Origin of the sequence: Pseudomonas sp. WS 5410 (genome assembly GCF_012985645.1) — a bacterium.
Classification (GTDB): domain Bacteria; phylum Pseudomonadota; class Gammaproteobacteria; order Pseudomonadales; family Pseudomonadaceae; genus Aquipseudomonas; species Aquipseudomonas shahriarae.
In genome coordinates, this window is sequence record NZ_JAAQWS010000008.1 from 1 (window position 1) to 13,661 (window position 13,661).

Annotated in this window: 13 protein-coding genes and 1 pseudogene; 8 read left to right on the top strand and 6 right to left on the bottom strand. The window is 61.4% G+C overall.

Going from position 1 to position 13,661, the window contains the following annotated elements; genetic code table 11:
- Positions 1 to 150: pseudogene (locus HBO24_RS29580) on the top strand (IS110 family transposase); the annotation flags it as partial.
- A gap of 40 nt (positions 151 to 190) precedes the next feature.
- On the opposite strand, the gene argA reads toward HBO24_RS29580, so the two are convergent.
- Positions 191 to 1,489, bottom strand: a complete 1,299-nt coding sequence (gene argA, locus HBO24_RS13470) for an amino-acid N-acetyltransferase (protein WP_032858930.1) — start codon at positions 1,487 to 1,489, stop codon at positions 191 to 193.
- 135 nt (positions 1,490 to 1,624) lie between these two features.
- Positions 1,625 to 2,773, bottom strand: a complete 1,149-nt coding sequence (gene argE, locus HBO24_RS13475) for an acetylornithine deacetylase (RefSeq protein WP_169960088.1) — start codon at positions 2,771 to 2,773, stop codon at positions 1,625 to 1,627.
- A gap of 160 nt (positions 2,774 to 2,933) precedes the next feature.
- On the opposite strand from argE, the gene HBO24_RS13480 reads away from it, so the two are divergent.
- A complete protein-coding gene (locus tag HBO24_RS13480; protein WP_057960932.1) occupies positions 2,934 to 4,301 on the top strand; it encodes a CYTH domain-containing protein in 1,368 nt (455 codons plus the stop codon).
- 94 nt (positions 4,302 to 4,395) lie between these two features.
- Here the strand turns inward: HBO24_RS13480 and HBO24_RS13485 are convergent, their stop codons facing one another.
- Positions 4,396 to 4,866 carry an Lrp/AsnC family transcriptional regulator gene (locus tag HBO24_RS13485; RefSeq protein WP_057440435.1) on the bottom strand — a complete coding sequence of 157 codons (471 nt, stop codon included), beginning with the start codon at positions 4,864 to 4,866 and terminating at the stop codon, positions 4,396 to 4,398.
- A 127-nt stretch (positions 4,867 to 4,993) separates the two neighbouring features.
- Between HBO24_RS13485 and HBO24_RS13490 the strand changes: the two genes are divergently transcribed.
- From HBO24_RS13490 to HBO24_RS13515, 6 genes are all read left to right on the top strand, one after another.
- The gene (locus HBO24_RS13490) at positions 4,994 to 5,329 is read left to right on the top strand and encodes a hypothetical protein (RefSeq protein WP_170059874.1); all 336 of its coding nucleotides are present in this window, start codon (positions 4,994 to 4,996) and stop codon (positions 5,327 to 5,329) included.
- 84 nt (positions 5,330 to 5,413) lie between these two features.
- Positions 5,414 to 7,165, top strand: coding sequence for a GspE/PulE family protein (locus HBO24_RS13495; RefSeq protein WP_115129239.1), 1,752 nt, complete (start codon positions 5,414 to 5,416; stop codon positions 7,163 to 7,165).
- Between the two features lie 75 nt (positions 7,166 to 7,240).
- Positions 7,241 to 8,161 carry an SPFH domain-containing protein gene (locus HBO24_RS13500; RefSeq protein WP_027608388.1) on the top strand — a complete coding sequence of 307 codons (921 nt, stop codon included), beginning with the start codon at positions 7,241 to 7,243 and terminating at the stop codon, positions 8,159 to 8,161.
- 10 nt (positions 8,162 to 8,171) lie between these two features.
- Positions 8,172 to 8,618 carry an NfeD family protein gene (locus tag HBO24_RS13505; protein WP_057440437.1) on the top strand — a complete coding sequence of 149 codons (447 nt, stop codon included), beginning with the start codon at positions 8,172 to 8,174 and terminating at the stop codon, positions 8,616 to 8,618.
- A gap of 69 nt (positions 8,619 to 8,687) precedes the next feature.
- A complete protein-coding gene (locus HBO24_RS13510) occupies positions 8,688 to 9,005 on the top strand; it encodes a DUF2388 domain-containing protein (protein WP_057440438.1) in 318 nt (105 codons plus the stop codon).
- A 164-nt stretch (positions 9,006 to 9,169) separates the two neighbouring features.
- Positions 9,170 to 10,309, top strand: a complete 1,140-nt coding sequence (locus HBO24_RS13515) for a DegT/DnrJ/EryC1/StrS aminotransferase family protein (RefSeq protein ID WP_057440439.1) — start codon at positions 9,170 to 9,172, stop codon at positions 10,307 to 10,309.
- A gap of 42 nt (positions 10,310 to 10,351) precedes the next feature.
- On the opposite strand, the gene gcvH is transcribed toward HBO24_RS13515, so the two are convergent.
- The 3 genes from gcvH to HBO24_RS13530 all read right to left on the bottom strand — a co-directional run bounded on the left by gcvH (position 10,352) and on the right by HBO24_RS13530 (position 13,640).
- A complete protein-coding gene (gcvH, locus tag HBO24_RS13520; protein ID WP_057440440.1) occupies positions 10,352 to 10,735 on the bottom strand; it encodes a glycine cleavage system protein GcvH in 384 nt (127 codons plus the stop codon).
- Positions 10,736 to 10,784: 49 nt separating this feature from the next.
- Complete coding sequence (gcvT, locus tag HBO24_RS13525; RefSeq protein WP_057960936.1) at positions 10,785 to 11,867, bottom strand: glycine cleavage system aminomethyltransferase GcvT; 1,083 nt, start codon at positions 11,865 to 11,867, stop codon at positions 10,785 to 10,787.
- 156 nt (positions 11,868 to 12,023) lie between these two features.
- Positions 12,024 to 13,640, bottom strand: coding sequence for an iron ABC transporter permease (locus tag HBO24_RS13530; RefSeq protein WP_057960937.1), 1,617 nt, complete (start codon positions 13,638 to 13,640; stop codon positions 12,024 to 12,026).
- Between the last annotated feature and the right edge of the window lie 21 nt (positions 13,641 to 13,661).

Consider the following 13,661-nt stretch of genomic DNA (forward strand, 5'->3'; position numbering starts at 1 on the left):
TTATACGAGGGTTATCTGGCCAGGGGCCTGAAAACGACTCAAGCCCTGGTCATCATTGGCCGCAAGCTGGCGCGCATCGCCTTTTCGCTCATGAAAAACCTGAGCGAATACCAGTCAAAAGCGGTTTGGGGGGCTTCCCCAAAACCATAGAATCTCCCACATTAGGTATTGGGTGTACCGAATACCGTGTTTACAGGGTCTTTTCGAAGATCTTCGAGTTACGCTGGAAGTTGTACAACGAGGCCCGCGCCGACGGCAGGCGATCCACGCTGCTCGGCACAAAGCCGCGCTCGCGGAACCAGTGGGCGGTGCGGGTCGTCAGCACGAACAAGGTCTTCAAGCCTTGGGTGCGGGCGCGGGTTTCGATGCGCTCCAACAGCTCATCGCCACGGCCGCCATGGCGATACTCCGGATTGACCGCCAGGCACGCCAGTTCGCCAGCATCCGAGTCGGCAATCGGGTACAGCGCAGCGCAGGCGATGATCATGCCTTCGCGTTCCACTACGCTGAATTGCTCGATTTCCCGCTCCAGCACTTCCCGGGAGCGGCGTACCAGAATGCCCTGTTCTTCCAGTGGGCTGATCAGGTCCAGCAAGCCGCCGACATCTTCAATCGCCGCCTCACGCACCAGCTCGAACTGCTCCTGGGCCACCAGCGTACCGCCGCCGTCGCGGGTAAAAAGCTCGGTCAACAGCGCACCGTCCTCGACATAACTGACGATATGGCTGCGCCCCACGCCCCCACGACAGGCCTCGGCCGCCGCATCCAGCAGTTCGGCCTGGTAATTGTTGCCCAGGCGCTGCAGGTGCGCCGGTACTTGTTGCGGGCGCAGTTCGCGCACCAGCCGGCCGTTTTCGTCGATCAGGCCCAGGTCTGCGCCAAACAGCAGCAGCTTGTCGGCGCCCAGGTCGATGGCGGCGCGGGTGGCCACATCTTCACAGGCCAGGTTGAAAATCTCCCCGGTCGGCGAATAGCCCAGGGGCGACAGGACGACAATGGAGCGTTCGTCGAGCAGGCGGTTGATACCCTTGCGGTCGACCCGGCGCACTTCGCCGGTGTGGTGGTAGTCGATGCCGTCCAGCACGCCGATAGGCCGCGCGGTCACCAGGTTGCCGCTGGCCACCCGCAGGCGTGAGCCCTGCATCGGCGAGGACGCCATGTCCATGGACAGCCGCGCTTCGATAGCGATACGCAGGTGGCCGACCGCGTCGATCACGCACTCCAGGGTCGCGGCATCGGTGATGCGCATCCCATCGTGGTAATGCGGGGTCAGGCCGCGAGCGGCGAGGCGGGTTTCGATTTGCGGGCGCGAACCATGCACCAGTACCAGGCGCACGCCGAGGCTGTGCAGCAGCACCAGGTCATGGACGATATTGCCGAAGTTGGGGTGATCCACACCATCACCCGGCAGCATAACCACAAAGGTGCAGTCACGGTGGGCATTGATGTAGGGCGAAGCGTGACGAAGCCAATTGACGTATTCGGGCATAAAACCTGGGCCTGTAATAAAAAGCAGCCAAAAAAGGATGAATCGCTAAACGCACAGCGGGCTGATGGTTATCGTCGGAACAGGCTTGGCGACACGCTCGCTCTCCTTTTAAGTACGGGATGCAATGGGGTTAATTTATGCAGGCTTGAGGCAGTAATGTTCAATCAATTCCCGCAATAGACGCACTGTAGGCGTCAAGCGTGACATTTCAAGGTACTCGCCCGGCTGGTGGGCGCAGGCGATGTCCCCAGGGCCGAGTACCAGGGTTTCACAACCAAGGCGCTGAAGATAAGGCGCTTCAGTGCCGAACGCTACTGCTTCGGCACGATGACCGGTCAATCGTTCCGCGACCCGCACCAGTTCGGCGTCTTCAGGCTGCTCGAAGGGCGGTACTTCGGGGAACAGCGGCGCGTAGTCAATCTGCACCTGATGGCGCTCGGCGATGGGCCGCAGTTTCTGGCGGATAGCCTCGCGCAACACCTGGGGATCCATGCCGGGCAAGGGCCGCAGGTCGAACTCCAGGGAGCACTGGCCGCAAATGCGGTTGGGGTTATCGCCACCGTGGATGCAGCCGAAATTCAAGGTCGGCTGGGGCACACTGAACTGTGGGTTGCGGTACTCCCGTTGCCAGGCCAGGCGCAGGCCGCGCAGCTCGCCCATGGCGTCATGCATGGCTTCGAGGGCGCTGTGGCCCAGGCTCGGGTCCGACGAATGGCCGCTGCGGCCGAGGATATCAATGCGTTCCATCATCACGCCTTTGTGCAGGCGGATCGGCTTGAGGCCTGTGGGCTCGCCAATCACCGCGGCACGCCCCAGCGGGCGTCCGGCTGCAGCCAGGGCGCGGGCGCCGGCCATGGAGCTTTCTTCATCACAGGTGGCGAGAATCAGCAGCGGCTGCTTGAACGGTTGATCCAACAGCGGCAGGACCGCTTCGATGGCCAGCGCGAAAAACCCCTTCATGTCGCAGCTACCCAGCCCTACCCAACGGCCGTCGACTTCCGTCAGCTTCAGCGGATCGGTCTGCCACAGCGCTTCATCGTACGGCACCGTATCGCTGTGCCCCGCCAGCACCAGGCCACCGGGGCCGCTGCCGAAGCTGGCCAACAGGTTGAATTTGCCGGGGCTGACTTGCTGGATATCGCAGGCAAAACCCAGGTCGCCAAGCCAGGTGGCAAGCAAGTCGATCACCGGGCGGTTGGTCTGGTCGAGAGACGCTTGGGTACAACTGACAGAGGGCGCGGCAATCAGGGCGGCAAATTGTTCTTTCATGGACGGTAAAGGCATGCGCTGTCTCTCAACTTCCACAGATGAAACCCATCATAGAACCATCTGCGCTGCACAATAAACCCGTTGCGGCACGTTGCCCGGCTCAGTCCTGTACACTGCACGACCTTGGCAGCCACCTATTCTCCCGGCTGCACTCCCGATCCTGGATGTTCCGGCCATGCAAAAAGAAACCGAAATCAAGCTCCGCGTCAGCCGCGAGACCCTCGCCGCGCTGCGTGAGCACCCGCTCCTGAAAAAACGCAACAAAAGTGGCTGGGAACGCCGTGAGTTGATGAACCAGTACTTCGACACCCCCGAGCGCGACCTGGCCCAGGCCAAGGTTGCCCTGCGCCTGCGCAAAGATGGCGACGAAGTGATCCAGACCCTCAAGACCCGCGGCCACAGCGTTGCCGGCTTGTCGGAGCGTAATGAATACGACTGGAAACTGGCCAAGGCCAAGCTCGACGTGAAGAAACTCGACGGCGAATGCTGGCCCGAGCAACTGGCCGAGCTGGACAAAAAGACCCTCAAGCCGATCTTCACCACCGACTTCGTGCGCGAACGTGCCGAGATCGCCTGGGGCCGTGGCAAGGCCAAGGTGGTGATCGAAGCCGCCCTGGACCTGGGCCATGTGATTGCCGGCAAGCAGAAGGAAGAAATCTGCGAGCTGGAGCTGGAGCTGCGCGAAGGCGAACCTGCCGCCCTGCTGGAACTGGCTGCCGAACTGGCCCAGACCCTGGCGCTGATGCCCTGCGATATCAGCAAGGCCGAGCGCGGTTATCGCCTGTTCGACGCCAACAGCTATTCCCTGAGCCTGCCGGCCCCGCAACTGCAACCAGAAATGCCCCTGGACGACGCCTTCGCCGCGCTGACCTGGCATTTGCTGGGCAGCAGCCAGCGCCTGGCCGAACAGTACCGTTTCAACGGGCACTGGCGCCTGTTGCAGGACTGGGTAGACAACCTCGCCGAAATGCGCGCCCTGATCGGCAGCCTTGGCCAGGCCGCGCCACGCCAATCCACCAGCGAACTGCGCAGCGCCCTCGACGCCCTGCTGGAAGACTGGCGCCCGCTGGTCCAGGCCGGTGAAGACGATGAAGACGTGCGCAAGGCCGCGCCGGAACAGTTCCTCGAAGAATTGACCGACGTGCGCTGGGGCCTGTTCTCACTGAACACGTCCCGCTGGCTGCTGGCCCGCACCTGGACCCTGGAGCGCAATGTGCGCGGCAACCGCCAAGGTGCGGCCCAGGTCGCCAACTGGCTGCCACGCCTGCTGGCCGACGAAGCCGTCGCCCTGCGCCTGCCGCGCTACCAGCAACAGCCGGAAGACCTGGCCGAGCAACTGCCGCGCATCGAGCGTCTGCAGGCCTGGCTGCACCATGCCCGTCACCTGCTGGAGGTTCCAGAACTGGATCGCTTGTACGGTGAACTGAACAAGTTGGCGGCACTGGCCAACCAGCCGATCACCGATGAGTCGCTGGATGCGCGGATGCATCAGGTGATTGCGGTGTATCAGAACCGTGCCTGGAAGACCTTGTTGCGCATGTAAGATTGCTTTCGCGGGCAAGCCCACACACATTTGACCGAGCTTTCTAAAGTAGACCGGTTTGAAGGTGGGCTTGCCCGCGATGACACCCGCCCTCTCACCGCAACACTGGCAGACTGGTAGTGGACTTGATCTCCGACAGTGCCACAATCGAATTGACCTCCTGTATCCCCGGCACCATCGACAGTTTCTCGAAGAAGAAACGCTCATATGCCTCGATATCCGAGGTGACAATGCGCAGTAGAAAATCCACCGACCCCATCAGCACATAACACTCCAGCACTTGCGGGAACCCGCGAATCGCCTCGGTGAATTCCGTGAAGTTGGAACGCCCGTGGGCGTTGAGTTTGACCTCGGCAAAGATCTGCGTGTTAAGGCCGATTTTCTTGCGGTCGAGCAACGTCACCTGGCCTCGAATCACCCCCTCCTCCTTGAGCCGCTGGATCCGTCGCCAGCAGGGCGACTGCGACAGGCCGACCTGTTCGGCAATCTGCGCGCTGGAGAGCGATGCGTCTTCCTGGAGCAGCGCCAGAATCCGGCGGTCGTAGATATCCAACTCACTGTGCATAAAAATACCTTTCAATCCATATTATGCGAATTGCCTGATTCATTTATAAGGCATATCACTCCAACATAGATAAGAAATACCCCACAGCCCATGTAAAAATTTCTCCAGTCAAACTCGGAGAACGACCATGCATTCAGTCCTCGCCAGCCCAGCCACGCGCCTCGACGCCTGGGCAGTCAGCAACAGCCATTGCCAGGCGCGCTATCAGATCCTCGCCGAGGCTGAACCCGATGTGCTGTGTCGGATCCTCAATTACTTCGCCTTGCAGTTTTTGGTGCCACAACAGGTGAGCGTGACACGCGACGAAGACCTGCTGAACATCGACGTGGTGATGGATGGCCTGAGCTGGCACCGCGCCCAGGTGATCGGCGAAAAACTTCGTAACCTAATCAGCGTGTGCTCGCTCGAACTGCAACCCGTTGAATCCACGAGGCTGCAAACCGTACAGGCAGTAGCGCAGTAAAAAGCGGCAACAACCCTCGGGGCGACAGCAACCAGGACCGGACTAGCCTTGGCGCTACCACTTGAAACCGCCCAGGAAACCACCATGCCCGCTGCGCCAGAACTTCAGGATCGCAGGCTTTGCCTCGACGAACTGCTGCCCGCCCTCACCGCCCACGGCATGCTCGACAACGCCCTGGCCGAGCGCTTGCGGCGCACCCCGGGCAATGGCTTGCACCCGCTGGAATTGCTTGCCAACCAGTCACTGCCCGATCCCGCCCGGCCCGGCATGGCGCTGTCCCTGGAGCAACTGACGCAATGGCTCGCCAGTCATGTGGGGCAACCCTATCTGCGCATCGACCCGCTGAAAATCGACGTAGCAAGCATGGTGCCCCTGATGTCCCACGCCTTCGCCCAGCGCCACCATATCCTTGCCGTCGCCCTTGATCGCGACAGCGTGACGGTGGCCAGTGCCGAACCGTACCTGCGAGAGTGGGAGGCCGGCCTGGCCCACGTGTTGAAACGCTCGATCAAGCGCGTACTGGCCAACCCCCAGACGATCCGCAGTTGTACCCAGGAGTTCTTCCGGCTGGCCCGGTCGGTCAGCGGGGCCGACCAGACCACCCCCACGGCGGTCCCTGCCGAACAACTGCTGCACCTGGGTGCCGGCGACCAGGAGCCCGATGCCAACGATGCGCACATCGTCAACATTGTCGACTGGTTGCTGCAATTTGCCTTTGGCCAGCGCGCCAGCGATATCCATATCGAACCCGGCGGCGACCAGGGCCGCGTGCGCTTCCGTATTGATGGGTTGCTGCACGATGTCTATCAGTTTCCGCCCCAGGTCACGACCGCCGTGGTCAGCCGCCTGAAAAGCCTCGGCAGGATGAATGTCGCCGAGAAGCGCAAACCCCAGGACGGCCGGGTCAAGACCAAGACGCCCACGGGTATCGAAGTGGAACTGCGCCTTGCGACCCTGCCCACGGCCTTCGGCGAGAAGCTGGTGATGCGGATTTTCGATCCCCAGGTGCTGCTTCAGGACTTCCCGCAGTTGGGACTGTCGGCCGATGACCTGCAGCGCTGGCAACATATGACCGGCCAGGCCAACGGTATCATCCTGGTCACAGGCCCCACCGGATCAGGCAAGACCAGCACGCTCTATACCACCCTGCGACAGCTGGCGACCCGCACGGTCAACCTGTGTACGGTGGAAGATCCGATCGAGATGGTGGAGCCCGCCTTCAACCAGATGCAGGTCCAGCACAATATCGACCTGACCTTTGCCAGCGGCATCCGCGCGCTGATGCGCCAGGATCCGGACATCATCATGATCGGCGAGATCCGCGACCTGGAAACCGCTGAAATGGCGATCCAGGCGGCATTGACCGGCCACCTGGTGCTGTCGACCCTGCACACCAACGACGCCCCCAGCGCGATCAGTCGCCTGCTGGAACTGGGCATCCCCCATTACTTGATCAAGGCCACATTAATTGGGGTCATGGCCCAGCGTCTGGTGCGCCGGTTGTGCCCGCACTGTAAAAGCCCGGTGGCACTGAACCAGGACGATTGGCGCAGCGCCACCCAGTCCTGCACGCCGCCCCCCGCCAGCGTATACCGGGCCAACGGATGCGCAGAGTGTCGGGAAAGTGGCTATCGTGGGCGCATCGGGGTCTACGAGATCATGCTGATGAATGACGCGGCGAAGGCCCTGGTCAGCGCCGATACCGATCTGCAGGCATTGCGTCGCGAGGCGCTCAAGGGCGGCATGCACAGCCTGCGATTGTCGGGCGCCCACAAGGTTGCTGCGGGGCTGACCACCCTGGAAGAAGTGTTAAGGGTCACGCCTGCGAACGAGTAAACCGTTCTTATCTGCGACAAGCCCGTTACAATCGACAGACCTCGCGTTACCGCCACCACCAGACAAGGAATCGTTATGCAGATCGGAACAGTGCTTCTTCTCTTCGTAGGCTTGGCCATCGCCATCCTGTTCATGGGCTTCAAGGTCGTACCCCAGGGCTACCAGTGGACAGTGGAGCGCTTCGGCCGCTACACCAATACGCTCAAGCCGGGCCTGAATATCATCATTCCGGTGATGGACCGCATCGGTCGCAAGATCAACGTCATGGAAAGCGTGCTGGATATTCCACCTCAGGAAGTGATCACCGCCGATAACGCCACGGTGCAGATCGACGCAGTGTGTTTCTTCCAGGTGGTGAACACCGCCCAGGCGGCGTACGAGGTGAACAACCTCGAACATGCGATCCGCAACCTGCTGCAAACCAATATCCGTACGGTGCTCGGCTCCATGGAGCTGGACGCCATGCTCAGCCAGCGCGACGGCATCAACGAGAAGCTGCTGCGCACGGTCGATGAAGCCACTGCTCCCTGGGGCATCAAGATCACCCGTATCGAGATCAAGGACATCAGCCCGCCTGCCGACTTGATGGCTGCCATGTCCGGTCAGATGAAGGCCGAGCGGATCAAGCGTGCCCAGATCCTCGAAGCCGAAGGCCTGCGGGCTTCTGCAATCCTGACCGCTGAAGGCAAGAAACAGGCGCAGATCCTCGAGGCTGAAGGGGGTCGTCAGGCCGCGTTCCTCGAATCCGAAGCCCGTGAACGTCAGGCCGAGGCGGAAGCCCGCGCTACGCAGGTCGTGTCGGAAGCGATTGCCACCGGTAACGTGCAGGCCATCAACTACTTTGTCGCGCAGAAATACATTGATGCCCTGGGCAAGCTGGCTTCGGCCAACAACAGCAAAGTGATTCTGATGCCGCTGGAGGCCAGCCAGGTCATCGGTGCGGTGGGCGGCATCGGCGAAATCGTCAAGGCTACCTTCGACAACAAGAAAGCCTGAGGCCGGCACCATGTGGGAATTCCTGCAACACCTGTCGTTCTGGGATTGGCTGGCGCTGGGCACGGTGCTGTTGATTCTTGAAGTGTTTGGTGCCGGCGGTTATCTGCTGTGGATGGGGATCGCGGCGGCGGCCGTTGGCGTACTCAAGTTCCTGATTCCGGGGCTTGGGCTGGAACTGCAACTGCTGCTGTTTGCCGTGCTGTCCATACTGACGGCGGTGTACTGGTGGAAGCGCCAGCGCAGCAGTGCCAAGGCTAGCGACCAGCCAGGGCTGAATATGCGCGGATCGGAGCTGGTTGGCCGCACCTTTGTGGTGCATCAGGCAATTATCGACGGTCGGGGCAAGATCAAGGTCGGTGACGGCGTCTGGATGGTCACCGGCCCCGATGCGCCTGTAGGGGCTCAAGTACGGGTGATTGGTCAGGACGGCGTGATTTTACGGATCGAAACTGTTTAGTCAGTCATGGAACTAGGCTGGGTTATCTACAATCAAACCGTTCAGATAACCCAGTCGGAGTCACCCATCATGCGTCTCAAATATGCTGTCGCCACCCTCGCCGTGCTCTCTCTCCCAGTTGGATCGGCCATGGCCGATAGCTTCTGGCGTAATGTCATCTCATCGGGCGCCACCACCGGCTCCACGTACCTGACCTTCAAGGACCACAAGCTGGTAGTCGCCGCCCAGGACGACGCCGGTAGCTTCGTCGCCAGCGACGGCGGCATCCGTGGCCCTTACCTGGAAGCCGCCATGCAGAAAGTGCGTGCAGACAACCCCGGCCTGAAGGCCACTGACATGGAACTGGCCAACGCCATCCTGGCGAAGAACGCCATCGCCGCCGAGTAATACACGACACGCAAAAAAGCCGCTTGTGAAGCGGCTTTTTTGCGCTCGTCGTTCGACGATTCGTTCACGGACGACAGGCTATATTCAGTTGCCCCGTGCGACGATACCGGGGTTGATATGAGCTTTTATTCTTAGTTCTTCTTAAAACGGATGCCTTCAACGTCATGAGCCAACTGCCCTTCCTGCCGTTTTCAAAACCTACCATTGATGAAGCCACCATCGCGGCGGTCGGTGATGTGTTGCGTTCCGGCTGGATCACCAGCGGGCCCAAGGTGCAGGCGTTCGAAACGCAGCTGTCGGAATATTTTGGCGGCCGGCCGGTACGCACCTTCAACTCCGGTACCTGCACCATGGAGATTGCCTTGCGCATCGCCGGTGTCGGGCCGGGGGATGAAGTGATCACCACGCCGATTTCCTGGGTGGCAACGGCCAATGTGATTCTGGAGGTGGGCGCCACGCCGGTGTTTGCCGATATTGATCCGGTGACCCGCAATATCGACCTGGCCCGACTGGAAGCGGCTATTACGCCGCGCACCAAGGCGATCATTCCGGTGTACCTGGCCGGCCTGCCGCTGGACATGCCGATGCTTTACGCGCTGGCCAACAAGTACGGTCTGCGGATCATCGAGGATGCCGCCCAGGCGCTGGGCTCCCGTTGGGATGGCCAGCGCATTGGCGCCACCGGGGATTTTGTCTCGTTCAGTTTCCAGGCGAACAAGAACATCACCTGTTCCGAAGGCGGTTGCCTGGTTTTGAACAATGCTGAGGAAGCGCGCCTGGCGGAGAAGTACCGCCTGCAAGGCGTGACCCGCAGCGGGTTTGATGGCCTGGACGTGGATGTATTGGGCGGCAAGTTCAACATGACCGATATCGCCGCCGCCATTGGCCTGGGCCAGTTTGCCCATATCGAGCAGATAACTGCCCATCGCCAAGCGCTGGCCCGGCATTATTTCGAGTGTTTTGGTAGCGATTTCGAGACAACGTACGGCGCGCAATTACCGCCTGCGGACTTTGAAAACAGTAACTGGCACCTGTTCCAACTGGTACTGCCTGAGCGTGGGGATGGCCTGCCGGCCCGCGCCACGTTTATGGAGCGCATGCAGGCTCAGGGCGTGGGCATCGGCTATCACTACCCACCGATCCACTTGCTGAGTTTGTATCGGGCACAGGGATTCAGGGAAGGCATGTTCCCGGTAGCGGAAAAAGTCGGGCGTTTGATTGTGTCGTTGCCGATGTTTACGGCGATGACCAAGGCGGATGTGGAGCGTGCTGTCGCAGCGGTGAAGCAGGCGCTCAAGCCCTGACCTTTGCAGGAGCCGGCTTGCCGGCTCCTACAGGGGGCGGTGTTACTCGCCAATGGCGGCTTTATAGCCAGCGGCATCCAGCAGCTTGTCCAGTTCGGCGGCATTGCTTGGCTTGACCTTGAAGATCCAGGCTTCGTACGGCTTGTCATTGAGCGACTCGGGGGCATCGGCCAAGGCCTCGTTGACCGCAATCACTTCGCCCGACACTGGCGAATAAATATCCGAAGCAGCCTTCACCGACTCCACAACGCCTGCTGCGTCGCCTGCAGCGAACACTTTGCCCACCTCAGCCAACTCAACAAAAACCACATCACCCAATGCTTCCTGGGCGTGATCGGAGATCCCGACGGTCACACTGCCGTCAGCTTCCAGGCGTGCCCATTCGTGGCTTTCGGCAAAACGTAGTGCGGCAGGGATATCGCTCATAGTCTGTGTCCTCAAAAAGAAATGTCAGCGGCCATTGGCCCGGAAAAGATTAGATCAAGGTTTTACCATGGCGCACGAAGGTCGGTTTGACCACTCGCACCGGGTACCACTTACCGCGAATTTCTACCTCGGCACGGTCGGCGGTTGCCATCGGTACACGCGCCAGGGCAATGGATTTGCTTAGCGTAGGAGAGAAACTACCACTGGTGATCTCTCCTTCGCCAACATTGGCGATACGAACCACTTGATGAGCGCGCAAAACCCCGCGTTCTTCCAGCACCAGGCCTACCAGTTTGAGCTGCACCCCGGCCGCACGCTCGGCTTCCAGGGCGGCGCGCCCGATGAAATCGCGGCTGACGGGTTCCCAGGCGATGCTCCAGGCCATGTTGGCGGCCAACGGTGACACATTCAGGTGGATATCCTGGCCGTAGAGGTTCATGCCGGCCTCCAGGCGTAGGGTATCGCGAGCACCGAGGCCGATGGGCGAGATGCCCGCACCTACCAGGTCGTTGAAAAAACCCGGGGCCTGATCGGCAGGCAGGACGATTTCCAGGCCATCTTCGCCGGTATAGCCCGTGCGCGCGATAAACCAGTCACCGTCGGCACGTCCCTCGAAAGGCTTGAGCTGTTGGATCAACACGCCGCGAGACTGGGTGACCAACTCGGCAATCTTGTGCCGGGCCTGGGGGCCCTGGATCGCCAGCATGGCCAGGTCCGGGCGTTCGCGCATCAGCACCTGGTAGCTGCCCAACTGGCTCTGCATCCAGGCGATATCCTGGTCGCGGGTGGCCGCATTGACCACCAGCCGGTAACCCTCTTCGGTGCGGTAGACAATCATGTCGTCCACCACCCCGCCCTGCTCGTTGAGCATGGCGCTGTACAACGCATGGCCGCAGCCATGCAAACGATCGACATCATTGGCCAACAGGTACTGCAGCCATTCCCTGGCCTGCAGGCCCGAGATATCGATCACGGTCATGTGGGAAACATCAAACACCCCGCAGTCACGGCGCACCTGATGGTGCTCCTCGACTTGCGAGCCGTAGTGCAGAGGCATATCCCAACCGCCAAAATCGACCATTTTCGCGCCAAGGGCGAGATGCAGGTCATACAGAGGCGTACGCTGTCCCATGGGTTTCTCCTTCCGGGCGTGGCGAAGGTGCGGACGGTTGCTGTTCGGGCTACACACCTTGAAATACAAGGCTTGCAGCCACAATCAGCAACCCAACCCGAAAGACGGGCCGCACCGAATGCCGCGCATTGTAGCCTCAAGCCGTAGGACTGACACCTAACCGATTCGTCGCGCCGAACGTCGGATCAAGCCGATGACCGGCAACAGGCCGACCAACACCAGGGTCAGGGCGGGCAAGGAGGCGCGCGCCCACTCGCCTTCGCTGGTCATCTCAAAGATGCGTACCGCCAGCGTATCCCAGCCGAACGGGCGCATCAGCAGGGTCGCGGGCATTTCCTTGAGCACATCGACAAACACCAGCAGCGCGGCGCTCAAGGTGCCGGGCAACAAAAGTGGCAGATACACTTTGCAAAACAGTCGTGGCCCACTGACCCCCAGGCTGCGCGCTGCTTCCGGCAAGGACGGGCGGATGCGCGCCAGGCTGTTTTCCAGTGGGCCGTAGGCCACGGCGAGGAAGCGCACCAGATAGGCCATCAGCAGCGCCGACAGGCTGCCCAACAGCAACGGTTTGCCAGCACCGCCCAGCCAACTGGACACAGGGATCACCAACTCGCGGTCCAAATAGCTGAACGCCAGCATGATCGACACCGCCAATACCGAACCCGGCAAGGCATAGCCCAGGTTGCCCAGGCTGACCCCGGCGCGGATGGCGCGGGTCGGCGCCAGGCGGTTGGCAAACGCCAGCAGCAACGCCACGCTGACGGTGATCAACGCGGCCATGCCACCCAGGTAAAGGGTATGCACGATCAGCCCGGCGTAGCGCTCGTCGAGATCGAAACGCCCGCGCTGCCAGAACCAGGCCAGCAGTTGAAGCATCGGGATGACAAAGGCGCAGGCAAACACCAGGGCGCACCAGCCAGTGGCGGCGGCGGCCTTGAAGCCACTCAGGTGATACAGCGCCTTGCCCCGCGGTCGCTCGTTGCTCGGGCGGCTGGCGCCACGGGCCCGGCGCTCGCCGTAGAGCACCAGCATCACCACCAACAGCAGCAGGCTCGCCAGTTGCGCGGCGCTGGACAGGCTGAAAAAGCCATACCAGGTCTTGTAGATGGCGGTGGTGAACGTGTCGAAATTGAACACTGACACTGCGCCGAAATCCGCCAGGGTTTCCATCAACGCCAGGGCCACGCCGGCGCCGATGGCCGGGCGCGCCATGGGCAGGGCCACCCGCCAGAATGCCTGCCAGGGTGATTGGCCCAACACCCGCGCCGCTTCCATCAACCCCTTGCCCTGGGCCAGAAAGGCGGTGCGCGCCAGCAGGTAGACGTAGGGATAGAACACCAGCACCAGCACGATGATCACGCCACTGGTGGAGCGCACGCGCGGCAGGCGCAGGCCCGTGCCGAACCACTCGCGCAGCAGGGTTTGTACCGGCCCGGAGAAGTCCAGCAGGCCGACGAAGACAAACGCCAGGACATAGGCCGGGATGGCAAACGGCAGCATCAACGCCCAGTCCAGCCAACGCCGGCCGGGGAACTCACAGAGGCTGGTCAGCCACGCCAGGCTCACGCCCAGCACCGTTACACCAACCCCGACGCCCAGCACCAGGGTCAAGGTGTTGCCCAGCAGACGCGGCATCTGGGTGTCCCACAGGTGCGACCAGATTTGCGTGTCGATGCTTTGCCAGGACAGCAACAACACGCTCAACGGCAGCAGCACCAGGGCGGCGACAGTGAAGACTGGCAGGTACCAGCGGCGTTGGGCGGGGTGGGCCAAAAGGAATTCTCAAGCAGTGGA